Origin of the sequence: Citreicoccus inhibens (assembly GCF_019039035.1) — a bacterium.
In the GTDB taxonomy this organism is placed as follows: domain Bacteria; phylum Myxococcota; class Myxococcia; order Myxococcales; family Myxococcaceae; genus Citreicoccus; species Citreicoccus inhibens.
Genome location: NZ_JAHNZT010000017.1, coordinates 16,705 through 39,917 on the forward strand (window position 1 = coordinate 16,705; position 23,213 = coordinate 39,917).

A 23,213-nucleotide genomic window follows, 5' to 3' on the forward strand; every position below is an offset into this window, starting at 1 on the left:
GCCTTTTCGGCGCATTTCCCGTATCCACCCACGAAGGTCCAGCCGGGTCATGAATGCCTGAGGGACGAGGCTGGCGGGGCAGTGTGCCGAGGGAGGTCCCGATGATGCCGGCAGCACACCAGGTTCCCGAGCCGTCGGCCGTGGAGCAGCCCTCGCGGCGGCGGCTGGTGTGGGTGGGGAACATGGGGGACGCGTGGTTGTCGCTCTCCCGGGTGGCGAGGTTGCTCGACTGCGAGCCGGTGGCCACGGGCTCGCTGGCCATGGCGCGCCGCGAGGTGCAGAACTCCCGCCCGCGCATGGTGCTGGTGCACTGGAAGCTGGTGACGCCGGGGGGGCCTGGGCCGCGCACGCAGCTGGGGCTCTCGGGGGTGCCGTTGGCGCTGGTGGTGGACCGCGACGCGCCCGCCGAGGTGCTGGAGGCCGCCGAGCGCGACGGCGTGGAGGACTGCCTCGTGGCGCCCGTGCGCGCCTACGAGGTGGCCGCCCGGCTCGCCGCGCTGGCCGGGGAGCGCTCCGCCCCCGAGGCCCGCGTGGTGGAGCGGCACAGCCCTCGGCTCCTGCTCGTGCTGGGGCCCGGTGGAATCCGCGGCGGGGGCGGCTTGGGTTCGCTCCTGGAGTCGTGTGGCCACCTGCTGCTCTATGCGTCCACGCTGGAGGGGGGCGTGGCGCGGGTGGCGGAGGGCGGCGTGACGCCGCACCTGGTGCTCTTGTGCGAGGACGACGTGCCGCCCGGCGCGTTGGCGCGGCTGCGCGCGGGCCTGCGCGCGCAGCCGGGGCTGGCCCGCGTGCCGGTGGTCCTGCTCACGTCCAACACCGTGGGGTGCGAGGAGGGCTCGGACGGCGTGGTGCGGCTGAGCCTGCGCGCGCTGCGCCCGGCCGCGCTGCTGGCGCACCTGCACGCGATGCTGGGCCGCGAGCTGGCGCACCTGCGGATGGAGGAGCGGGTGTCGTTCTGCTGCCCGCTGGAGTTCCGCGCGAGCGGGCCGCGCGCCGGAGAGTGGGTCTCCGGCTTCTCCGCCGGGGTGAGCCCCGGCTCGCTCCTGGTGCGCACGTGGGTGCCCGCGAAGGCCGGCGCGGCGGTGGCGCTGCGCATCCACCTGCCCACCACCCGGGACGTGCTGGAGGCCGAGGGCGTGGTGGCCTGGGCCCACCCGTACGCGCCCCGAGGCCCGCTCTCCTATCCCCGGGGCATGGGCGTGCAGTTCCTCGGCATGGGGTCGCAGCGGCTGATGCACCTGCGGCAGCTCTGCCGAGCCACGGAGTGACCCTCGCTGGAGGACCCATGCGACGCAAGAAGGTGCTCCTCGTCGATGATTCGTCCACCGTGTTGCTGTTGCATCGCCTGATGCTGATGGAGCGCGGTTACGACACCATCACCGCGCGCGACGGCATGGAGGCGCTGGAGCTGGCGGCGGTGGAGCGCCCGGACCTCGTCTTCCTGGACGTGGTGATGCCGCACCTGGATGGGCTGGAGACGTGCCGGATGCTGCGCGACCGGGACCCCACGCGGCTGACGCCCATCGTGCTGTGCTCCTCGCGCGCGGAGCCCAACAGCGTGCGCGCCGGCTTCGACAGCGGCTGCTCGGACTACCTGGCCATGCCCTTCATCGGGGACGAGCTGACCGCGGTGCTGCACCGATACCTGGACGGTTAGCGGCGCCCCGCCGCGGGCGCGCCGTCACAGCAGCCGCGGTTGCTGCGGCGCGGGCAGGGGCGGCATGGAGCGGCGCGGCAGCGTCACGGTGAAGCGCGTGCCGTCGGCCTCCGAGGAGGAGACCTCGATGGTGCCGCCGTGCGCCTGGACAATCTCCCGGACGATGTAGAGCCCCAGCCCGTAGCTCATCTTCAGCGTGCGCGCCGTCTGCGGGCCGCGCCGGAAGGGCTCGAAGAGGTGCGGGAGCTGCGACTCGGGGATGGGGCGCCCCTCGTTGTGCACCTCCACCACCACCTTGGTGCGCAGCCCTATCGCCTTCAAGCGCACGGGCTCTCCGGCGGGGCCGTACTTGAGCGCGTTCTCCACCAGGTTGGACACCACCTGGGCCAGCCGGTCCGGATCCCACTGGCCGCGCGTGTTGCCCTTGTGCTCCACGCTGATGTCGCGCTGGGGATAGGCGATGCGGAACTCGTGGGCCACCTTGTCGAGCAGCTCCTTCAGCTCCGCGGTCCGGGGCTCGATGACGACGCTGCCCACCAGCCGCGCGCGCGTGAAGTCCAGCAACAGCCGCGTCAGCCGCTCGATGCGCACCGCCGCGGTGGAGATGCGCTGGCTGGTGCGCGCCGCGTCCTCGGGCGAGCCCCCCGTGGCCAGCACGCGCGACCAGTTCATGATGGCGCCGAGCGGGCTGCGGATGTCGTGGCTGATGATGCCCATCAAGTGCTCCTGGAACTCGGAGTGCCGGCGCGTCTCCTCCTCGGACCACTTGCGCGTGGTGATGTCGCGGCTGAGGCCGAACAGGCCGTACACGCGGCCCGACTCGTCGCGCAGCACGCCCTTGGTGGACAGCCACACGCGCTTGCCGCTGGACGTGTGCTCCACGTTCTCGAACGAGAGCGTCTTCTCTGACGCGAACACCGCCCGGTCGTTCGCGGTGAAGGCCTGGCCCATCTCATCCGAGAACAGCTCCAGGTCCGTGCGGCCCAGCACGCCATCCGGCCGGCGTCCCAGCGCGCGCGCGCCCGCGGCGTTGATGAGCTGGTAGCGGCCCTCCAGGTCCTTGGTGAAGACCGCGTCCGGGGCCTCCTCGATGAGGGACGCGAGGAGCGCGTCGGTGCGGCGGGCCTGCTCACGCGCGTGGCGCTCGGAGGTGATGTCGCGCCCGTGCACCAGCAGGCCGCCCGCGAGCGGACGCGTGCGGACCTCGAACCACGTGTCGGACTCCGGCCACGCGTACTCGTAGCTGACGCAGTCCTGCGTGCTCGCGGCCTGCTCGAACCGCACGTGCTGCCGCAGCCCCAGGAGATCCGGATACGTGTGGCGCAGGTCCTGCCCCAGCGGCGCCTGCTCCGCGAGCAGCTCCGCCATGCGCGGGTTCACGTAGACGACACGCCACTCCGCGTCGACGGCGAGGAACGCGTCCGGCAGTCCATCCAGGATGGCGTACGGGCCCAGTCCACTCGTGTCCGGCATGGCGGGCGCGGCGGCGGGCTGGCGCTTGTTGGCGGGTGCGTGGGCCATCGACGGGCGGAAGGGGCGAGCCCCTTCTCAGGGAGAGCGCGCGGGCGCGGCGGAAGCGAGGTGAGAGGTGGCTGGGCAGGACGTGAAGCGCATCCAGTCGCCACCATACCCCGCTCCTCGCGCGACGGTAGCCACGCACCCCGCGGGACGAGGCACACGCACTGGGCGTCACATCTCCGCTCGAAAATGTGCGTGGCCCGCGACGGAGGTGTTCGCTGGTGGTGAATGAATGTGGCGGTGATGGACAGTCACGCCGTCGACTGCCTCACGACTGGCCGGTGAGGGTCCGGACCGCATCGCAGAGGGCATCCAAGTCGAAGGGCTTGTCGAAGGTGAAGGCCGCGCCCAGGCGGCGGGCCTCCAGGTGGGTGGCCTCGTCGCCAAAGGCGGTGATGAGGATGACGGGCGTGGCCCAGTCCACGCGGCGCAGGCGGGAGAGGACCTCCAGGCCGGTGCACCCGGGCATGCGCACGTCGGTGATGATGAGGTCGGGCACCACCTGCTCCACGCCGGCGCGTCCGCGCACGAGCATCTCGATGAGCTCGCGCCCGTCGCGGGCCTCGAGGATGTCGCAGCCGTGGCGGCCCAGGGCCTCCGCCATGAGGCGCCGCATCTGCGTGTCGTCCTCGGCGATGAGCACGCGAGGGTCCGCGGGGGGCGCCTCGCTGCCCGGGACCCAGGGCAGCTCCTCTCCATTGTCGGCACCGTCATGCCAGGCCATGCGTTCCTCCCAAGGGATTCGAGGTGTCCCCGGGGAAGAGCATCCCGTGTGCCAGCGTCAGGCTTTGCGCAACGGCTCCTTGCTGTCCTTGTCGCCCGGCTCGCCGCGCTCCAGCTTGCGGTAGAGCGTCTTGCGGTCCACGCCGAGGATGCGCGCGGCGAGGGTGCGACTGCCGCCCACCGCCTCCAACACGCGGTGGATGTAGCGGCGCTCCAGCTCCTCCAGCGTCACCAGCTCGGAGGCGTCCGTGTTCTCGGGGACGACGCGGGGGCTGCTGTAGTTGCGGACGCGCTCGGGCAGGTCGTCCACGGTGAGCTGCTCGAAGGAGGTGAGGGCCACCGCGCGCTCGATGCAGTTCTGCAGTTCGCGCACGTTGCCCGGCCAGCCATAGGCGAGCAGTCGCTGCGCGGCGGCCGGGGACAGGCCCACCACGCGCTTGCCCGTGCGGGTGGCGAACTGCTCGATGAAGCGCTGGGACAACAGGAGGACGTCGTTGCCGCGCGCGCGCAGCGGGGGCAGCTCGATGCCAATGACGTTGAGGCGGTAGTAGAGGTCCTCGCGGAAGCGGTCCTCCTCCACCGCCAGCTCCAGGTCGCGGTTGGTGGCCGCGACGATGCGCGCGTCGAAGGGCACCTCGGTGTCGCCGCCCACCGGCCGCACCACCCGCTCCTGGAGCGCGCGCAACAGCTTGGGCTGGAGGGTGAGGGGCAGCTCTCCCACCTCGTCCAGGAAGAGGGTGCCGCCATGGGCCTTCACGAAGAGGCCGGCGCGCGGGGCCTTGGCGTCGGTGAAGGCGCCCTTGGCGTGGCCGAACAGCTCGCTCTCCAGGAGGGGCTCGGGCATGGCCGCGCAGTTGATGGCCACGAAGGGCCCGTCCTTGCGGCGGCCTCGGGCGTGCAACGCGCGGGCGGCCACCTCCTTGCCGGTGCCGCTCTCGCCGGTAATCAGCACGGTGGCGTCCACGTCCGCCACGCGGTCGATGAGGGCGTAGGCCTGCTTGAGGGCGGGGCTCTCGCCCACCACCCCGCTGTCATCCTGCTGACGGCCCAGCGCCTCGCGCAGCCGGCGCACCTCCTGGCGCAGCGCGCGATGCCCCACCGCGCGCTCCAGCACCAGCACCAGCGCGTCCACGTCGATGGGCTTGGTGATGAAGTCGTAGGCCCCGGCGCGGATGGCGGCCACCGCCGTCTCCATGCTGCCGAAGGCGGTCACCACCACCACGGGGATGTCCGGGCGGTTGAGGACGATGCGCTCGCACAGCCCCAGCCCGTCCATGCCGGGCATGCGCAGGTCGGTGAGCACCGCGTCGAAGTCCTCGGACTCCAGGTGGCGGAGGGCCTCGTCGGCGGCGCCGAACGCGTGCGGCTCGAAGCCCCGGCGGGCGAGGCCCTTCTCCAGCAGCGCGCGCATCTCGCGCTCGTCCTCCACAATCAGGATGCGGCCTGGCATGAGTCGGCTCCCGGGGGCAGGTAGATGGAGAAACAACTGCCATGCCCTGGCTGGCTGCGCACGGCAATCCAGCCGCCATGGTCGCGCACCAGGCCATAGGAGACGGACAGCCCCAGGCCCGTGCCCTCGCCCACGTCCTTGGTCGTGAAGAAGGGCTCGAAGATGTGGGGCAGCACTTCCGGGGCAATGCCCTCGCCCTCGTCCTCCACGTCCAGGCGCACCCACTCCGCCTCGGGGCCGCCCACGTCCGCGGGGGGCGCGGCGCGCGTGTGCTGGGCGCTGACGCGCAGGGTGCCCGAGCGGCGCATCGCCTGGATGCCGTTCATCACCAGGTTGGTGAGCACCTGCTGGAGTTGCCCACCGTCCACGTCCAGCGACAAGCCCGAGGGCACCTCCTGCGCCAGCGTGACGCCGTGCTTGGTGGCCATGGGCTTGAGCAGGCCCAGCGTGCGGCTGACGAGCTGCGCCACGTCCTCCGGTGCGCGGTGGGGCGTGCGGCGGCGGGCGAAGTCGAGGAGCTGCCGGATGATGGCCGTCATGTGCTGGGCCTGCTGGGAGATGATGCGGGCGCACTCGCCCACCTCGTCGCCCTCGGCCTCGCCGGAGGCAATCATCTTGGCGCGGCCCATCACCACGTTGAGGGGCGTGCCCAATTCGTGCGCCACGCCCGAGGCCAGCTTGCCCACCGTGGTGAGGCGGTCCGCGTGGCGCAGGTGCTCCAGCGTGGACAGCCGCCCCGCGGTCTCCGTGGCCAGTCGCGAGCGCGTCTCCTCCAACTGCTCTCCCATGCGGTTCATGGCCGCGGCCAGCGTGGTCAGTTCGTCGCCGCGGCCGCCGCGCAGGGGCACGCGCGCGGTGAGGTCGCCCTCGCCAATGCGGTGGGCGAACGTCATGAGCTGCTCCACCGGGCGGCCCACCAGCCGGCGGCCCAGGGCCATGGCGGCCAGGAGGAAGAAGATGGCGATGGTGGCCGTGGCGATGGCCGTGCCCACGACGGTGGTGCGCACGTGGAGCTGCTGCTCGGTCAGGGCCTCGGTGATTTCGATGGCGCCCAGGCGCCGGCCCAGCAGCACGGGCGTGTACGAGCGCAGCACATCCGGGTCATCGCTGGCGTCCACCACCGAGCCGTCGTGTCCGGCGCGCAGCGAGGCCAGCAAGGCGGGCGGCAGGAGGGGCGCGAAGCCCGAGCCCGGTCCGCCATCAATCCACACCCAGCGCAGGCGGACCTGCTCCTGGAAGCGGTTGGCCTGGTTGAGCAGCGTGAGGGCTTCCGACTCACCGGCCAGCTGCCATGCCTTGCCAATGGACCCGGCGAGCGTGTGACCGAGCAGCCGGTGGTCGTGCTGCATGTCGATGGCGGAGCGCGCCAGCTCGCGCTCCACCTGGAACGTCTGCAGCCCGGCCATGACGGCCACGGCGAGCAAGACGAGGGCGAGCGTGATTTTTCGGGCGAGCTTCACGGGAAAAGGCAACCCCCGGTCCGTGGGCGAGGGGGAAGAGCGCACGGACCGGGGATGGTACGCAAGAGGTACCGCGGGTACTGCACCAGCGAAAGGCGATCAGTTCGCGCTGCCAGCGCCCTCGCTCGGGGTCGCGGCGGCCTTCGGGGCAGGGTGCGCCTTCGTCCCCTTCTTGCCCTTCGCGGCCGGCTTCGCGGGGGCCGTGGCCGCCGCGTCCGTGCCCTTGGCCGCCTTGGGGGCGGCGGCGAACGCGCTCATCGACGCGAGAGCGAAGGTCAGACCAACGACGAGGGACGTGGTGCGCTTCATGGTTTGCTCCGGGTTGTTCCCGCGATGGTGCGGGGATGTCCCGGGCTAGAGCAGCCGGCGTGCCAACACCGCTTCTCCTCGGAGCGCCTCTGGGCGCGGGGCGGAAGTCCCCGGCGCGGGTGGGGCAGATTGCCCCGACAGGGGCAGGATGCCCCGGGGTGGGCCGGACCCGAAGGCAGGGGACTCGGACGGAGCGGCTGGCATGTGCCGTGCTGGCCCGGAGGGTGAATGCCCTGCCCTCCCAGGTGGACCTCCGCGATGACCGCTCCTCCCGCCGCTCCCCGTGCGCTGCGCATCCTGCTGGCGGAGGACGATGACGCCATGCGTGCCCTCCTGGTGCGCGCGCTGTCACGCGCCGGCCACACGGTGGTGGAGGTGGAGGACGGCTTCGAGCTGTCCGACTACGTGGAGATGATGGCCGGGCAGGGGGGCTCGCTGGAGCCGCCCGACGTCATCGTCAGCGACGTGCGCATGCCGGGGTGCTCGGGGCTGGAGGTGCTGGCGCGGCTGCGGCGGCGCGGGCTCACGTGCCCGGTGTTGCTCCTGAGCGCCTTCGCGGACGCGGAGACGCATGCGGAGGCCCAGCGGCTGGGCGCCCACGCGCTGCTGGACAAGCCGGTGGACCTGGACGTGCTGCGCGCCGCCGTCGTGGACGCCGGCGGCGCGGCCTGAGGGCTTCAGGCGGACTTCTTCTCCTCGGCGGCGTCCTGCTCGAAGATGCGCTCCAGCTCCTCGCGCGCGCGGGCCGCCATCTGCATCAGGGCCTTGTCGTCCCCGAGGTACTGGGCTGACTCGCGCACCATGGCGTCGTCGTACTCGCGGAAGCGCTCCACCACGCGCCGCGTCTCCGAGTAGGTGAGGCCCAGGGCCTGGAGCACGTCCTCCGCCAGCACCAGGCTGGAGTCGAACGTCTCGCGCATGAAGTGGGTGATGCCCAGTTCGATGAGCTTGTAGGCGTGCAGGCGGTTGCGGGCGCGCGCGTAGATGGCCAGGTGCGGGAAGTGCTCCTTCACCGTGCGCGCGGTGCGCAGCGAGGCCTCGATGTCGTCGATGGCGAGCACGAACACCCTCGCCTTGTCCGCGCGGGCCGAGCGCAGCAGGTCCAACCGGGACGCGTCGCCGTAGAACACCTTGTTCCCGAAGCGCCGGATGAAGTCGATGTGCTCGGCGCTGGCGTCGATGGCGGTGAAGCCGATGCGCTTGGCGCGCAGCAGGCGGCCCACCACCTGACCCACGCGTCCCATGCCCGCGATGATGACCGGGTGGTCCGCGTCCGGGGACACGTCGTACTCGCGCGCCGGGCCCGCCTTGGCCAGACGCGGGCGCACCCACCGCTCATAGGCGGCGGACAGGAAGGGCGTCACGGCCATGGACAGGCCCACCACGCCCACCAAGAGGTCCGCCAGGGCGCGGTCCATCACCTGGAAGGACACGGCCAGGGAGAAGAGGACGAAGGCGAACTCGCCGCCCTGGGAGATGACCACCGCCAGGCTCCAGGAGGGCTCGTTGCGGCGGAACGCGAAGCGGCCCAGGCCGTAGAGCACCAGCGCCTTGAGCGCGGTGAGGCCCAGCACCAGCCCGGTGACGAGCCACGGCCGCGTGGCGATGAGCGACAGGTTCACCGACATGCCCACCGCGATGAAGAACAGGCCGAGCAGCAGGCCCTTGAAGGGCTCGATGTCCGCCTCCAGCTCGTGGCGGTACTCGGACTCGGCCAGGAGCACGCCGGCGAGGAAGGCGCCCAGCGCCATGGACAGGCCCACCGTGCTCACCAGCGCGGCGGTGCCCACCACCACGAGCAGCGCGGTGGCGGTGAACAGCTCCTGGCTGTGGAACGACGCCACCACGCGGAACACCGGGCGCAGCACGTAGCGCCCCGCCACCACCACCAGCGCCAGCGCGGCCACGGCCTTCAGCCCGACGAGCCAGCCCGGCCCGGCGGAGGGCTCGGTGGAGTGGCCCAGCAGCGGCAACAGCGCCAGCAGCGGAATGACGGCCAGGTCCTGGAACAGGAGGATGCCGAACGCGAGCCGCCCGTGCTCGGTGGTGAGCTGGTTGCGCTCGGCGAGGAGCTGGAGCGCGAACGCGGTGGACGAGAGCGACAGGCCGAAGCCGCTCACCAGGGCGGCGCCCGGCGGCAGGCCGAGCGCCCACGCCACGCCCGTGAGCAAGAGGCCGGTGGCCATCACCTGCGCGCCACCCATGCCGAACACGGAGCGCCGCAGCTGCCACAAGCGCGCGGGCTGCAACTCCAGGCCGATGAGGAACAGCAGCAGCACGACGCCCAGCTCGGCCACGTGGAGGATGCTGTCCACGTCCGAGATGAGCCGCGCGCCGTACGGCCCGATGACGGCTCCCGCCGCCAGGTAGCCCAACACCGACCCGAGGCCGAGCCGCTTGAACAGGGGCACGGCCACCACCGCGGCGGCCAGGAAGACGAGGGCGTGATGCAAGAAGGACATGCGCCCCTCCTTCGCACGCCCACCACGGATGCGGCAACGAGGAGTGACGGGCGCACGCCCTGCCGTTTCCGCGGACCACAGGGGGCTCAGAGGTTCGGCGGCGCGAGCCCGGGAGGCGGCGCGCCCGTGGGGCCGGGGCCCTGCACGGGCAGGGTGAAGGTGAAGGTGCTTCCCACCCCTGGGACGCTCTGTGCGCGGATGGTGCCGCCGTGGGCCTCCACGAGCCCCTTGGCGATGGCGAGGCCCAGGCCCGTGCCTCGGCTGGCCGCGTCGCGCGCCTGCCAGTAGCGGTCGAAGATGTGGGGCAGGGCCTCGGGGGCGATGCCCGTGCCGGTGTCGCGCACGGAGAAGTCCACCTCGCCTCTCCGCGCGGTGACGGTGACGGCGAGCGTGCCGCCCAGCGGGGTGAACTTGAGCGCGTTGCCCAGCAGGTTGCCGAGCACCTGGAGCACGCGACCCCGGTCGCACCGCACGCGCAGGGACTCGGGCGGCAGGTCTGCTTGGAGCAGCAGGCCCTTGGCCTCGGCGAGCGGGCGGATGGATTCCAGGGCCTCGGTGGCGAGCGCGGCGGCGGAGTGCTCGCTCGCGTCGAGCGGCAGCCGCCCCGCCTCCAGCCGACCCCAGTCCAGCAGGTCCGAGATGAGCCGCGACATGCGCTCGGCGGCGTCGTGGATGCGCGCGGCCTGCTTCGCCACGGCCTCGCTCCCGGGCTTGCCCGCCGCGCCTCGCGTCAGCAGCGCCGCGCCGAGCTGCACCACGCCCAACGGGTTCTTCAGGTCGTGCGACACCACGGCGAGCAAGTCCTCGCGCGCCCTCGCGGCCCGGCGCGACTCGCCCACCAGCCGCGCGTTGTCGATGGCGAGGCTCGCGCGCAGGCACAGGTCCTCCGCCAGCGCCAGGTCGTCCGGGCCGTAGCGACGCCCGGAGTCCGAGGAAACGAAGGTGACGGCGCCCAGCGTGTGTCCGCGCGCGCGCAGGGGGACAATCATGTACGAGCGCGCCTGGAGCAGCCGGAGCAGCGCGGGGTGCGCGGGCTCGGCCGCCGCCGCGCGCAGCAGCGAGTCCGTCACCGCGGGCACCAGCTCGGGTTCTCCCGTGCGCAGCACCCGCAGCAGGCCCACGGGGGCGTCTTCGTGCATCTCCGTGCGCGGAGGCAGGGCGTGCGCTCGCTCCTGCTGCGTGGGGTCCAGGCTGGCCACGGCCACGCGCGCCACCCACGGGCCCTGCTCCAGCGCGTCCACCAGGCACCAGTCCGCCAGGTCCGGCACCGCCAGGTGGGCCAGCAGCGTGTACATGCCCTGCGGATCCGGCGGGTGGGTGAACAGCGTCGTCATCGCTTGATAGAGGAACGAGCGGCGGCGCTCGGCCGTCTCCATCTCCGCGCGCGCGGCCTGCTCCACCTCCAGCGCGCGGGCGTACATGGCCTCGGCCTCGGTCAGCGGGCGCGCGGTGAGGAGCACGCGGCTGGGGGCGGCGCCATCGCTGGGCAGGGGCGTGAGCAGCACGGCGTGCGGCGCGGCCCCCTGCATCGTGGGCCACGGCAGCTCCACCGCGACCGGACCGCGCGAGGCGAGCACCTGGGCGCGGGTGGACTCCAGCGAGGCGACTGCCTGGGGCTGCAGGCCCAGCTCCGCGCAGTGCCGCCCCGCTACTTGCTCCACCGTGAGCCCGAGCGAGCGGGCACCCGCGAGGCTGCACGCCAGCACCCGCCCGGTGTCATCGAGCAGGAAGGCTGCGTCGGGGAGCGCGGCGAACGCGGCCTCGTAGGGAGGCGAAAGCGCGGAGGCGGACATCGGGTGGATCGTCGTGAGCACCTGATATGGACACCCCACGAGGGCAGAGGCCATCCCGACCCGTGGCGATTCCTCCCCAGCCCTCGGCCCAGTCGACACTGGGCCAGGGCCGCTGTTCGTCAGGCGAAGGCGCGCAGGAGTCGGTCGGAGAGCTGCTCGAGGGGAATCACCTCGTGCGCGAGATGCGCGCCCACGACCATGCCGGGCATTCCGTAGACGACGGAGGACGCCTCGTCCTGCGCGAGCACGCGGCCTCCCGCCTGATGCAGCTCGCGGATGCCATCCAGCCCGTCCTGGCCCATGCCCGTCAGCATGACGGCGAGCGAGGCCGCGCCATGGGTGCGCGCCACGGCGCGGAAGAGCCAGTTGGCGGACGGGCGGAAGCCGTGCACGGGCGCGGCGTTGGAGACCTCCGCGCGCCCATCGGCCGTCAGCCCCAGGTGCCGGTCATCCGGCGCGAGGTAGACGCAGCCGGGGGTCAGCGGCTCGCCCGCCTCGGCCACCTTCACGCGCAGGGGCGTGGCCGTGCCGAGCCACCGCGCGAGCCCCTCGCCGAAGCCCAGCGCGATGTGCTGCACCACCAACACCGGCACGGGGAAGCTGGCGGGGAGCCCGGAGAGAATCTGGTACAGCGCGGCGGGCCCGCCGGTGGACGCGGCCATCGCGACCACGGAGGGGCGCGTGGCGAGCGGAGGCGCCACGGGGGCGGTGGCGGGGATGGCGCGGTCTGGCCAGCGGCGCACCACCTTCACCTCGGCCATGGCCCGGAGCGTGTCGCGCAGGCGGCGGCTCTCGGCGTCGAAGGCGGGGGACTCGGGGCCCACGGGCTTCTGGAGCACGGCGAGCGCGCCGGCGCGCAGCGCGGCCATGGAGGTCTGGATGTCTCGCTCCACCAGCGTGGACACCACGACGACGGGCGTGGGCACGTCCGTCATGATGCGCCGGGTGGCGTCCAGCCCGTCCATGCGCGGCATCTGGATGTCCATGGTCACCAGGTCGGGGCGCAGCCGCTCGGTGAGGGCCACGGCCTCCACCCCGTCGCGGGCTTCGCCCACCACCTCCAGGCCGCTGTCCGCGCGGAGGATCTCCACCAGCAGGCGGCGCGCGGTGGGAGAGTCCTCGGCCACCACGATGCGCAAGGGGCTCGTTCTCATAGCAGTCGCCTCAGGGTCTCCAGCAGGCTCGTTGGGTCGAAGGCGCTCTTGACCAGATATGCGCTCGCGCCGGCGCGCAGCCCTCGCGCGCGGTCCTCGGCTCGGTCCCTCGCGGTGACGAGCACCACGGGCAGGCGCGCGAAGCGCGGGGAGCCGCGCACGGCCTCCGTCAGCGCGAAGCCATCCATCCGAGGCATCTCCACGTCGAGCACCAGCGCATCGGCCCCTCCCGCCTGGAGTCGCTCCCAGGCCTCGGCGCCGTCCACGCACGGCACCACCTCGTAGCCCGCACTCTCCAGGATGCTCAGCTCCAGCGCGCGCGTGGTGGGTGAGTCGTCCGCCAGCACCACGCGGCGGCGTGCCTGCCGGGCCTGCGGGGAGGGGAAGAAGCGGTCGGGGGAGGCGCGTCCGCCCGCCGCGCGCACCAGCGAGGCGGGGTTGAGCAGCAGCGCCAGGTGGCCGTCTGGCAGCACCGCCGCGGCGGACACGTGACGCGCGCGGCGCACGCGAGGGCCCAGCGGGCGCACCAACACCTCTTGCTCGGCCGTCACCCCGTCCACCACCACCGCGGCGCGCGCGGTGCCCGAGTCCAGCACCACCGCCTTGAGGCGCGTTTGCGGTGGGCTGGCGGGCAGGCCCAACAGTTCGGACAGCGGGGCGAGCGGGACGAGCGCGCTCCCGGTCGCCCACATGGCGTGGCCCTCCACCTCGCGGACGGATTCAGGAGCCAGCCGCACCAGCCGCTCCACGGCCTCACTGGCCAGGGCAAGCGTCTGTCCCCCGGCGGAGACGAGCAGCACCCGCACGGTGCTCAGCGTGAGGGGAACATCGAGGAGGAAGCGCGTGCCCACGCCGGGTTGGAACGTCACCGCCACGCCGCCGCGCAGCGCCTCCACCTGCGCGCGCACGACGTCGAGCCCCACACCTCGGCCGGAGACCGCCGTCACCTGCGCGGCGGTGGACAGGCCGGGGAGGAAGACGAGCCGCGCGGCCTCATCGTCGTCCTCGGGGACGGGGAGCCCCCGGGCGCGGGCCCGGTCGCGCAGCGCGCGCAGGTCGAGTCCACGGCCATCGTCCTCCACCTCCACGACCACGCGATTGCCACGCAGCTGCGCGCCGAGGACGATTCGTCCCTCCTCGGGTTTGCCCTCGCGCCGCCGCTCCTCGGGGCTCTCCAGTCCGTGCGCCACCGCGTTGCGCACGAGGTGCAGCAGGGGTTCGCGCAGCGACTGGAGCAGCGAACGGTCCAACTCCAGCGAGCCGCCTTGTACTTCCAACCGCACGCGCAGCCCTCGGTCATGTGCCACGTCGCGCGCGGCGCGCTCCAGGCCGGTGCACCCTTCTTCGAAGGGGAGGGTGCGTGCGCGGCGGACTTCATCATCGAGACCGGCGGCGGCCTGTCCCAAGAGTCGTTGGTCCGCGGCGAGGGTCCGGGCCACGCGCGTCAGCTCTGACTCCGCGCGCCGCAGCACGGGCTCGGCGGGAGTGCCGCGCACGGCATCGCGCAGCCCGGTCAGTTCCTCTCGGAGCGTGTCGAGCGGCTCGGCGCGTCCGTCCAGGCGCAGGGTGGCGACCCGCAGCTCTCCGCTGCGCGCGAGCAGCGCATCCAGCTTCTGCGCGGACACGCGCACCGGCAGCGTCTCAGTGACCGGCGCCTGGGTCGGAGACGGATGCTCCGCGCTCGCGCGAGCCGATGCAGGTGGCGACACTGCTTCGGGTGCTTGCGCTGGCTCAGACGCAGGCATCGCGCCGGGTGCTGGGGCCGACTTGGGAGGCGTGACCGCGAAGGGCTCATGCGTGGCCGCTTCCAACCGAGGCACGAGCGCTTCCAACTCCGTGCCCCCCAGCTCCTCGCGGGCGGCGAGCTTGCGGCCCGCGTCATCCAGCGCGTCCACCGTGGCGAAGCACAGTTCGAAAACCTCCGGCGTGGGAGCTCGCCCGCGCTGGAGCGTGCCCAGCAGCTCCTCCATGCGATGACAGGCGGTCTCCACCAGCGGGGCGCTCGCGGCCCGCGCGGCGCCCTTCACGCTGTGCAGCGTGCGCATCAGTCCGGAGACGAGCGCCTGGGCCTCGGGCGCGGCGGGGGCTTGCTCCAGCGCGAGCAGGTCGCGATTGAGCGCCACGACATGCCCCTCCAACTCCTCGAGGAAGGAGTTGAGCAGTGCTTGGGCCAGCCGGTCGCGATCCATCCTCAGCGCCCGTATTCGCCCATGAGCCCCTTGAGCTTCTGGCCCATGGCGTTGATGTCCTGGAGCGCGCGCTCCGTCTGCCGCGCGGACGTGAGGCCCTGTTGCGTGGCCTGATTCACGTCGTGCATCGCCTGGCGGATCTGCCCGATGCCCGTGGCCTGCTGGTTGGCGGACGCGGCGATCTGCGCGGCCGTCAGCGATGCCTGCGTGAGCAGGTCCGACAGCGCCTGGATGGTGGCGCCCGCCTCGGTGACGACGCGGGTGGCCGAGGCCACGCTCTTGGTCCCCTCCTCGGTGGTCATCACCGCGCCGTGCGTGGCCTTCTGGATCTGTCCGAGAATCTGCCGCACCTGCGCGGTGGCCTTCTTGGACTGGTCCGCCAACGCCTTCACCTCGGACGCGACCACCGCGAAGCCGCGTCCGTGCTCACCGGCTCGACTGGCCTCGATGGACGCGTTGAGCGCCAGCATGTGCGTCTGCTCGGAGATGTCCGTGACGGTGGAGATGATGTCGCTGATGGCCTGCGCCTGCTCGGCCAGGGCGAGGATGCGCGAGGCGATGGACTCCACCTGCTCGCGCACGCTGCCCATGGAGGACACGGCCTCCTCCACCGCGCGCCGACCCGTGCGGCCCACCTCGTCCGAGTGCCGCGCCGTGTCGCTCACCGCGCGCGCGCGCCCGGCGGCCTCCTCGGACGTCTTGGTGATCTCCTCGATGGTGCTCACCGTCTCCGTCACCGCGCTGCTCTGTTCTTGAGCACCTGCCACCTGCGCGGTGGTGCTGGCGAGAATCTGGGCGCTGGTGCTGGCGAGTTGGTTGACGAACTCGGCCACCGTCTTGAGCGTGTGCTCGCGCTCCTCGGACTGTCGCGCGAGCTGGACCTCGGCCTGCTGACGGCGATCCGCCATGGAGTTGAAGGCGCTCGCCAGGTCCGCCATCTCGTCGCGGCGTTTGATGTCGATGCGGTGCGAGAGCTGCCCCCGGCCGAGTTGCTCCGCGCCCACGATGAGCTGGCGCAGCGGATGCGTGATGCTCCGGGTGATGATGAGACTTCCCGCGATGACCAGCCCGAGCCCCAGCACGATGCACACGGCGAGCACCGCGAGCGTCTGCTGCGCGGTGTCGCTGGCCGCCTCCGCGTGCGAGTCCCAGCGCGCCTGCTCCGTCTCCTGAAGCTCCGCGATGACCTGGCGAATCTCCTCCATGAGGGCCCGGCCTCGCCCCTCGCGGACCGCGTCGCTGGCGGCCTGCTCGCCCTTGTCCCGGCGCAGACGGATGGACTCCTCCAACTCGCCCAGCTTGCTGGCCACCAGCGGCTCCAGGCGCACCATGCGCGCGCGCTGCTCGGGGTAGCTGGACAGCGCCGTGCGCAGGCGGTCCATGTCCTGGCGCAGCTCGGACAGGGCCTGCTGATACGGCTGGAGATAGGAGTTGTCTCCGGTGAGGAGGAACCCGCGCTGGCCCGTCTCCGCGTCGATGAGCAGCGCGCGCAGCTCGCGCAGGTTGCGGAAGTTGTCGTGGGCTTCGAGCAGGCCTTCGGTGGTGCGCGTGAGCTGCCGGGCGCCCAGGAAGGCGGTCGTGCACACCACCAGGAGGACCAGCAGGCTCAGGCCGAAGCCGAACGCGATGCGATTGCCGATGGTCATGGGGCTCCTTCGTCGGACAACTCGAAGACGAGGCGGTCGTCCGCGAGCAGGGCATCTCCCTCGAGCATGAGCGTGCCGTCCGCGAGGGTGCCGGCCACCAGCGGCCCGACCTCCTCGACGAGTCGAGCGGGCGGCGGCAGGAGGTCTCCAGAGGCAACGCGCGACACGGTCTCGATGTCCTCGGTGCGAAGCACCAGCTCGGCTCGCGCGGTGCCCAGCACCAGCAGCGGGCCCCTGGGCGTGGTCGGCGGTCGGCCGAACAGCGGGGCCAACTCCACCACGGGCAGCACCTCGCCACGCAGCAGCGTGAGGCCGCGCAGGAGGGGTGGGGCGCCCGGAAGAGGAACCAGCTCGGGCTCGCGCACCACTTCCAACACGAAGCGCGAGGCCAGGAGATAGGCCTGCCCGGCGGTCTGGAAGCGCACCACCTCCAGCAACGAGCCCGGAGCTGGAGGCTGCGAGGCGGGCCGCGCCAACGCTCGGGCCCGCGCGTCCAGCCGCGCCCGCGCCTCGTCCTCGGTGAGCGCATCGGGGGCCTCGGCGCAGCGGACGAGTCGCTCGACGTGCGCCCGCGCCGCTTCCCAATCGATGCCGGACGCGCGGGTCATCCGGTGCCTCCATCGCTGTCAGGCGTCAGTCGCCGTCGCTCGGCGCGAGCCACGTCCGCCAGCCGGCCCGCGCGCTCGCCCTCACCCAGCGGCACGGGGCTGTCGGGAGGCAACCTGCGACAGAGCGCCTCGGCTTCGCCGTAGGCCCGCGCGGCGGCGGCCGTGTCTCCCTCTTGCCGGAGCACGTGCCCGAGCAGGAGCTGCGCCACGGCGAGTCCCGGCTCCAGGTACAGCGCCTGTCGCGCGGAGCGCTCCGCGTCGGCGAGTCGCCCTTCGCCCAGCAGCAGCAGGGCCTCCTGATAGCGGAGCCCCGAAGTGAGCGGGTGGCGCCGGATGGCCTCGCCGCAGGCATAGAGCGCGGACTGGGGATTGAGGTTGGCCAGCGTGCGCACCGCGAGCATCGCGCGCGTGGGGTCCTCGTCGAGCGCACCCGTCCTGCGCGCCGCCTCGCGCCAGTCGCCGCGTTCCAGGGCGCGCCGAGCGCTCGCGAGCGCATCCGCGTCCAGGCGCGGGGGACTCGGCTCCTCGGGGGGGGGAGGTACGGGTGGCAGTGACGGCGCCAGCACGGGCGCGCGGGGCGGGACGTAGGCGGGAATCTCCGGTGGAGGCGTGGGGGCCTCGGGGGCGGTGCGCGGGAGCGCCGCACGCGCGAGGGGGCGGCGGTACAGCACGCCCCAGTCCGTCAGCACGGGCTCCAGCGGCACGATGTTCGACAGCGGCGGATCCGACGGACCGGTGAAGAGATAGCCGCCTTCCGCCAGCGAGTCGTGGAGCCGGCGCGCCACCGCCTCGACGGTGGGGCGATTGAAGTAGATGAAGACGTTGCGGCAGAAGATGACGTCCAGTCGCCAGACGTCGCTGCCGGGCGAGGGCCACGTGTCCACCGCGAGGTTGAGATAGGCGAGGCGCACGTGGCGGCGCACGTCGGCGGACAGGGTGAAGGCGCGCGCCTCGTGGCTGAGATAGGGCCGCATGCGCTCCGCGGCGGGGCCCCGCAGGGACCACTCGCCGTAGCGCGCCAGCCGTGCGCGGGCCAGCGCGACGCGCGAGATGTCCGTGGCGTAGACGGACATGTGCTCGGCCCAACCCTCCGTCATGAGGAGGACGGCCATCGAGTACGCCTCCTCACCCGAGGCGCAGGCGGCGCTCCAGAATCGCGCGGTGTGCTCCGGGCCCCAGCGCTCGCGCAGGTCGGGCAGCACCACCCGGCGCAGGTACTCGTAGTGCTCGGGCGTGCGGAAGAAGTACGTCTCGCCGACGGTCAGCTCGCCGAGCAGGTCATCCAGCGCGGCGGGGTCCTCTTCCAAGCGTTGGCGATACACCACCAGGTCCGTCAGCCCCGTGCGTGCGAGCGCGCGCTGGATGCCCTCCTCGGCGGCGGCGGGGCAGCTGGGCGGCGCGAGCCCCGCGCGCTCCTCCACCAGGTCGAGCACGGCGGCGTAGTCCGGATGGAGGGGCGGGCCCACGCTCATGCGGACTCCGGCGGGGCCGCGAGCGCCGTGTCGAGCTGGAGCGCCTCGGCCTCGGTGAGGAACGCGCGCGGGTCGTGCACCAGCACCATCCCGTCCGGCAGCTTCGCGACGCCAGCCACGTAGCCCACGCCCGGGAGTGATTGCGGCGAGACATCCCACTCCCCCGGCGCGAGCGCGTGGAAGCCCTCGGCGCGATCCACCCGCATCACGAAGCGGCGAGGCCCCGTGCACACGACGATGAAGTGGTCCTGGGGCGACAGCGCCCGCGCGGGGCGGCGGAAGCGGCGGCGCAGGTCGAGCACGGGCAGCACCTCGCCGCGCAAGTCGAGCAGTCCCTCCACCACGTCCGGCGCACGCGGCAAGGCCGTGAGGCTCGCGGCGCGGACAATCTCGCGCACGTCCTCGGTGGGCACTCCGCAGCGCTGGCCATCCAGGATGAACACCAGCACCTCGCGCGGACCCGCCTCCGGAAACGGATTCATGGGTGGGTATCGCAAGCGGGTGGGGGAAGTGCCGCTCGTGACGCGAGGGGTGTCATCCAGTGAGCGAAGGCCCGGGTCATGACAGGGGCGCGTCCGGTGGAACGTGGACGTCCGGCCCGCGCGGCGGTCCCGCCAGGGGCAGCGTGACGGTGAAGGTCGAGCCTCGGCCGGGCGTGCTCGCCACCGAGATGTGTCCGCCCAGCGCCTCCACGAGCTGGCGGGTGATGAACAATCCCAGCCCCAGGCCCCCGTAGTGTCGGCTGGAGACGGCGCGCTCGAAGCGCTCGAAGATGCGCGGCGCGTCCTCGGGCGCGATGCCGATGCCTCGGTCCTCCACCTCCAGCCACGCGTGGGCGCCGTCGCTGTCCACGCGCACGTCCACGGGCGCGCCGTGGCCGTACTTCAGCGCGTTGGACAGCAGGTTCGTCACCACCTGCTCCAACCGCAGGCGGTCCCAGTGGCCGCGCACGCCCGGGCTCGCGCGCACGGTGAGGCGCACGTCGGTGCCCTGGGCCTCGGCCTCGAAGCGCCGAGTCAGCTCGCGCACCACCTCGCCCAGGTCCAGCGATTCGAGCTGCAGCTCCATGCGCCCGCGGGTGATGCGCGACAGGTCCAGGAGGCTGTCCATGAGCTGGGACAGGCGCGCCGTCTGTCGCGCGCACGAGGCCACGCCGCGCGCCACGCGCTCGGTGTCCAGGGAGGCGCCGGGGCCGAGCTGTCGCTGGAGGAGTTGGAGCTGGAGCTGGAGGGACGTGAGCGGCGTGCGCAGCTCGTGCGCCGCGATGCCGAGGAACTCGTCGCGCAGGTGGACCGCGCTCTCCGCGGCCTGCGCCAGCCGGCGCTGCTCGGCGGTGGCTGCTTCCGCGCGCGCCTGGGCTCGGGCCTGCGCGCGCGTGACGAGGCACAACAGCAAGGTGAGCAAGAGACCGCTGCCCAGCACCACCCACTGCTGCGAGCGGGCGCCCAGTCCTGAGTAGCTCGACGGCGCGGTGAAGCGCAGCGTCCAGGGGCGTCCGGAGATGTCCACCGTCACCACGCGCTCCATGCGGGAGGTGTGAGGTGGTGGGGGCCGAGGCGAGGACTGGAATATCAGCGGGCCCGCGTTCGCGGCGGTGCCGTCATGGATGTCCATCGCGGGGGAGCCCGCGGTGGGCACCGGGAAGCGCAGGGCCTGGACGAGCTCGCGGGCGTGGAAGGGCGCGTAGATGAAGCCGCGCAGGGTGTTCCGCCGCGCCTCGAGGGTGGTGGGAGAGGGCGGCACGTAGAAGGGGACGACGAGGTCGAAGTGCGCATCTCCTGAGTCGTCATCGCCGAGGAAGGGAGGCATCGGCCCGCTGGCGGTGGGCTCGCCGGTGTCGCGCGCGCGCTCCAGGGCCTCGCGGCGCGTGGGCTCGGACATCAGGTCCGTGCCGAGCGGCAAGGGGGCCGCTGCTCCGAGTGGCTCCATGTAGAGCAGTGGGGCGCGGCCCTCGGTCCACGGCGCGTAGCCGATGCCCTGGAGGCCGGGGTTGCGCTCTGCCAGCTCCAGGCTGTGGACGTACTGGTGGAACTCGCCGGGCTCCACCTGGTGACTGCTGGCGAACAGGGCGCGCACGCCGAGCAGCGCGGCCTGATGCGTGTCCATGCGCTGCTGGATGCGCGCGGTGCCTTCGGTGACCGCATCCTCGAAGCGACGTTGCCGGCGCTCCATGATGGCGCGATGCACGTAGGCCGTGGCCACGGTGGTGACCAGCAGCCCCACCAGCAGGGCGCAGAAGGTGGCCGCGTTGTGGCGCAGGGGCATGGGCAGCCGGGAGGACACAGGAGGGCCTCTCCAGCATGAACAGCTGTCCTGGGTCCGCCGAGTCCCGGTGCGGCAATTCCCGAGCGGCCTGTCCTCCACTGGAAAAGAGGGGGACGGGTTGCATCGCGGAGGCCATCCGAGCATCGATGCGGCCCATGGTTCGGCACGTCATCGTCGTCGGAGCGGGGCCGGGCGGGCTGTCGGCTGCCCTCAACCTGGCGGGTCAGGGGCTGCGCGTCACCGTGGTGGAGAAGGACGCGGTCCCTGGCGGGCGCATGCAGGGCCTGCGCTTGGGCGCGCAGGGCGAATACGCGCTCGACACGGGGCCGTCCATCCTCCAGCTCCCGGGCGTGCTGGAGCAGATGTTCCGGCGCGCGGGCAAGCGGCTGGAGGACTACGCGCGGCTGGTGCCGGTGGACCCCAACACGCGCGTGCACTTCTGGGATGGCACCTTCCTGGACACGTCCCGCGACCTGTCGCGCATGGAGGCGGCGCTGTCGCGCTTCGGTGCGGGGCAGCCCCAGGCGCTGCGGCGGTGGCTGGCGGAGGGCCGAGCGAAGTACGCCGTGGCCTACGAGAAGTTCATCTGCACGCACGCGGAGGACCTGGGCTACTACGCGCCCTGGAGGCTGGCGCCCACGCTGCGCTTCAAGCCCTGGCAGACGCTGTACCGGCACCTGGATGGCTACTTCCACGATGACCGGCTGACGTATGCGCTGTCATATCCGTCGAAGTACCTGGGGCTGCACCCCACCACGTGCTCCTCGGTGTTCAGCGTGATTCCCTTCATCGAGCTGGCCTTCGGCGTGTGGCACGTGGAGGGCGGCTTCCGCGAACTGGCGCGCGGGATGATGCGCTGTGCGCAGGACCTGGGCGCCACGTTCCGACTGGGCACGGCGGTGGAGCGCGTGCGCGTGGAGGCAGGGCGCGCGGTGGGTGTGACGCTGGCGGACGGCACGCGGCTGGACGCGGACGCGGTGGTGATGAACGCGGACCTCGCCTACGCGGCGAAGTCGCTCGTGCCCGCCGAAGCGCGCGAGGGCGGTCGCCTGTCCGACGCCGCGCTGGAGAAGGCGAAGTACTCGTGCAGCACCTTCATGGCGTACTACGGGTTGGACCGCGTGTATGACGGGCTGCCGCATCACCTCATCTATCTGTCGGAGCGCGCGCGCCGCACGGACCGAGACACACTGGAAGACAGACACGTCGATGTGGAGGATCCGTCCTTCTACGTGTGCAACCCTGGCGTGACGGACGCTTCGGGCGCGCCAGCGGGGCACTCCACGCTGTACGTGCTGGTGCCCACGCCCAACACGTCGCGTCCCGTGGACTGGAAGAAGACAGAGGCCGCGCTGCGCGAACGCATTCCGGACCTGCTCGCCAAGGTGGGGCTGAAGGATGTGCGCCGGCACGTGCGAGCGGAGCGCTACTTCACCGCCGAGACCTGGCGCGACGACTTCCATGTGTTCCGCGGCGCGGTGTTCAACCTGTCCCATACGTGGGGCCAACTCGGGCCGCTGCGCCCGCACGTGAAGGACGCGAGCGTGGAGTCGCTGTATTGGGTGGGTGGAGGCACGCACCCGGGCAGCGGGCTGCTCACCATCATGGAGAGCGCGAACATCGCCGCGGACTACCTCACGCGCGCCGCGGGACAGGGCTCGCTGCCGGGCTGGCCCTATGTCCCGCCGCTGGAGGATGCGCCCGCCTCAGGTGGGTTGGAGCAGCGCGTGGTGGGCCGTCCGCACAAGCGCATGGATGGGTGAGGCGGGCTGCTTCGGCCTACTTCGGGGCAGGGGGCGTTGCTGATTGAGCAATACATTCGAATGACAAGCATGTTCGAGTGATGAATGAATGGGCCTGGAAAGCATGTTCTCCGTCCGGCGCTATTGCCGCCCGGCGGTTTCGTTGCCGCCGCGGTCTGATGCATTGTCATCGAGGCCTGGGGTATCCACGCATGTCGACCATCCAGCTTTTCCCCTCCGCGGCGCCACTGGGGTGCGTCGCGGTCAACGACAGTATCGGCTCACCACCGTCCTTCTCACGAGTGGTGCCTGGGGGCAGTCGCAACTCGTCCGCCGAGGACTGGTGTGACTTTGGACGTGCCGGTCCAGCGACTGCGCTGCCAGCTCCCGTCGCGATGTTCGCCGCCCATGGGCAGGTGCGCTTCACTTCATTGGTATGGGGTGCAGCTACACCGATGTGGACCTAAATAGAGGGTCGTGATTCGCGATCAGGTCGAGGGGCAGGCAGGCGCGAGACGAGCGGGAAGAAAGAGCAGGGGCACCTCTCGTTCGGCTCTGTGGGCGCAGAAGACCTGAGAGCGAGAAGGCCCTGCCCAGGGCAAAGGTAGGCAGTGGTTGAGGAGAAAGCGGCGGCAAGCGCTGCTACGGTGGGCAGCCCGGAGCGGCTGCCCACTCACCTACCGCAGATGCCTGGCGGTGGCGGCCGTGGGACGAGGGGCCTCGTGCCTGGAGTTGCCCAGGTTTCGTGGAGTCCCACCCGCTGTGCGA

At 72.2% G+C, this 23,213-nt stretch carries 18 protein-coding genes; 4 read left to right on the forward strand and 14 right to left on the reverse strand.

Annotation, left to right across the window (positions count from 1 at the left end):
* Positions 1-101 precede the first annotated feature (101 nt).
* Positions 102-1,265 (forward strand): PilZ domain-containing protein, encoded by a 1,164-nt coding sequence (locus KRR26_RS20160; protein ID WP_120206176.1) that lies wholly within the window; start codon positions 102-104, stop codon positions 1,263-1,265.
* Between the two features lie 17 nt (positions 1,266-1,282).
* Complete coding sequence (locus tag KRR26_RS20165; protein ID WP_199723774.1) at positions 1,283-1,654, forward strand: response regulator; 372 nt, start codon at positions 1,283-1,285, stop codon at positions 1,652-1,654.
* A gap of 24 nt (positions 1,655-1,678) precedes the next feature.
* Here KRR26_RS20165 and KRR26_RS20170 read toward each other — a convergent pair whose 3' ends face one another.
* From KRR26_RS20170 to KRR26_RS20190, 5 genes are all read right to left on the reverse strand, one after another.
* Positions 1,679-3,175 (reverse strand): sensor histidine kinase, encoded by a 1,497-nt coding sequence (locus KRR26_RS20170; protein ID WP_217080584.1) that lies wholly within the window; start codon positions 3,173-3,175, stop codon positions 1,679-1,681.
* Positions 3,176-3,440: 265 nt separating this feature from the next.
* Positions 3,441-3,896 carry a response regulator gene (locus KRR26_RS20175; RefSeq protein WP_120206173.1) on the reverse strand — a complete coding sequence of 152 codons (456 nt, stop codon included), beginning with the start codon at positions 3,894-3,896 and terminating at the stop codon, positions 3,441-3,443.
* 57 nt (positions 3,897-3,953) lie between these two features.
* On the reverse strand, positions 3,954-5,345 hold the full coding sequence (locus tag KRR26_RS20180; protein WP_217080585.1) for a sigma-54-dependent transcriptional regulator: 1,392 nt from the start codon (positions 5,343-5,345) through the stop codon (positions 3,954-3,956).
* Positions 5,327-6,805 carry a sensor histidine kinase gene (locus KRR26_RS20185; RefSeq protein ID WP_217080586.1) on the reverse strand — a complete coding sequence of 493 codons (1,479 nt, stop codon included), beginning with the start codon at positions 6,803-6,805 and terminating at the stop codon, positions 5,327-5,329. The genes KRR26_RS20180 and KRR26_RS20185 overlap by 19 nt, the downstream gene beginning before the upstream one ends.
* 99 nt (positions 6,806-6,904) lie before the next feature.
* Positions 6,905-7,114, reverse strand: a complete 210-nt coding sequence (locus KRR26_RS20190; RefSeq protein WP_120206170.1) for a hypothetical protein — start codon at positions 7,112-7,114, stop codon at positions 6,905-6,907.
* Between the two features lie 258 nt (positions 7,115-7,372).
* Here KRR26_RS20190 and KRR26_RS20195 point away from each other — a divergent pair, with 258 nt between their 5' ends.
* On the forward strand, positions 7,373-7,786 hold the full coding sequence (locus tag KRR26_RS20195; protein ID WP_120206169.1) for a response regulator: 414 nt from the start codon (positions 7,373-7,375) through the stop codon (positions 7,784-7,786).
* 5 nt (positions 7,787-7,791) lie between these two features.
* On the opposite strand, the gene KRR26_RS20200 is transcribed toward KRR26_RS20195, so the two are convergent.
* The 9 genes from KRR26_RS20200 to KRR26_RS20240 all read right to left on the reverse strand — a co-directional run bounded on the left by KRR26_RS20200 (position 7,792) and on the right by KRR26_RS20240 (position 20,721).
* Positions 7,792-9,576, reverse strand: a complete 1,785-nt coding sequence (locus KRR26_RS20200) for a monovalent cation:proton antiporter-2 (CPA2) family protein (RefSeq protein WP_120206168.1) — start codon at positions 9,574-9,576, stop codon at positions 7,792-7,794.
* An 86-nt stretch (positions 9,577-9,662) separates the two neighbouring features.
* Positions 9,663-11,369 (reverse strand): ATP-binding protein, encoded by a 1,707-nt coding sequence (locus KRR26_RS20205; RefSeq protein ID WP_199723786.1) that lies wholly within the window; start codon positions 11,367-11,369, stop codon positions 9,663-9,665.
* 119 nt (positions 11,370-11,488) lie between these two features.
* Positions 11,489-12,523, reverse strand: coding sequence for a chemotaxis-specific protein-glutamate methyltransferase CheB (gene cheB, locus KRR26_RS20210; protein WP_120206166.1), 1,035 nt, complete (start codon positions 12,521-12,523; stop codon positions 11,489-11,491).
* Positions 12,520-14,712 (reverse strand): hybrid sensor histidine kinase/response regulator, encoded by a 2,193-nt coding sequence (locus tag KRR26_RS20215; protein ID WP_217080587.1) that lies wholly within the window; start codon positions 14,710-14,712, stop codon positions 12,520-12,522. Before KRR26_RS20215 ends, cheB begins: the two co-directional genes overlap by 4 nt.
* A gap of 2 nt (positions 14,713-14,714) precedes the next feature.
* Complete coding sequence (locus KRR26_RS20220; protein ID WP_120206164.1) at positions 14,715-16,358, reverse strand: methyl-accepting chemotaxis protein; 1,644 nt, start codon at positions 16,356-16,358, stop codon at positions 14,715-14,717.
* Positions 16,355-16,966 carry a chemotaxis protein CheW gene (locus tag KRR26_RS20225; protein ID WP_217080588.1) on the reverse strand — a complete coding sequence of 204 codons (612 nt, stop codon included), beginning with the start codon at positions 16,964-16,966 and terminating at the stop codon, positions 16,355-16,357. The genes KRR26_RS20220 and KRR26_RS20225 overlap by 4 nt, the downstream gene beginning before the upstream one ends.
* A complete protein-coding gene (locus KRR26_RS20230; protein WP_217080589.1) occupies positions 16,963-18,438 on the reverse strand; it encodes a CheR family methyltransferase in 1,476 nt (491 codons plus the stop codon). The genes KRR26_RS20225 and KRR26_RS20230 overlap by 4 nt, the downstream gene beginning before the upstream one ends.
* Positions 18,435-18,920 carry a chemotaxis protein CheW gene (locus tag KRR26_RS20235; RefSeq protein ID WP_217080590.1) on the reverse strand — a complete coding sequence of 162 codons (486 nt, stop codon included), beginning with the start codon at positions 18,918-18,920 and terminating at the stop codon, positions 18,435-18,437. The genes KRR26_RS20230 and KRR26_RS20235 overlap by 4 nt, the downstream gene beginning before the upstream one ends.
* Before the next feature lie 76 nt (positions 18,921-18,996).
* The gene (locus KRR26_RS20240; protein WP_328707176.1) at positions 18,997-20,721 is read right to left on the reverse strand and encodes a CHASE domain-containing sensor histidine kinase; all 1,725 of its coding nucleotides are present in this window, start codon (positions 20,719-20,721) and stop codon (positions 18,997-18,999) included.
* A 137-nt stretch (positions 20,722-20,858) separates the two neighbouring features.
* Between KRR26_RS20240 and KRR26_RS20245 the strand changes: the two genes are divergently transcribed.
* Positions 20,859-22,466 (forward strand): phytoene desaturase family protein, encoded by a 1,608-nt coding sequence (locus tag KRR26_RS20245; RefSeq protein WP_217080591.1) that lies wholly within the window; start codon positions 20,859-20,861, stop codon positions 22,464-22,466.
* Positions 22,467-23,213 lie beyond the last annotated feature (747 nt).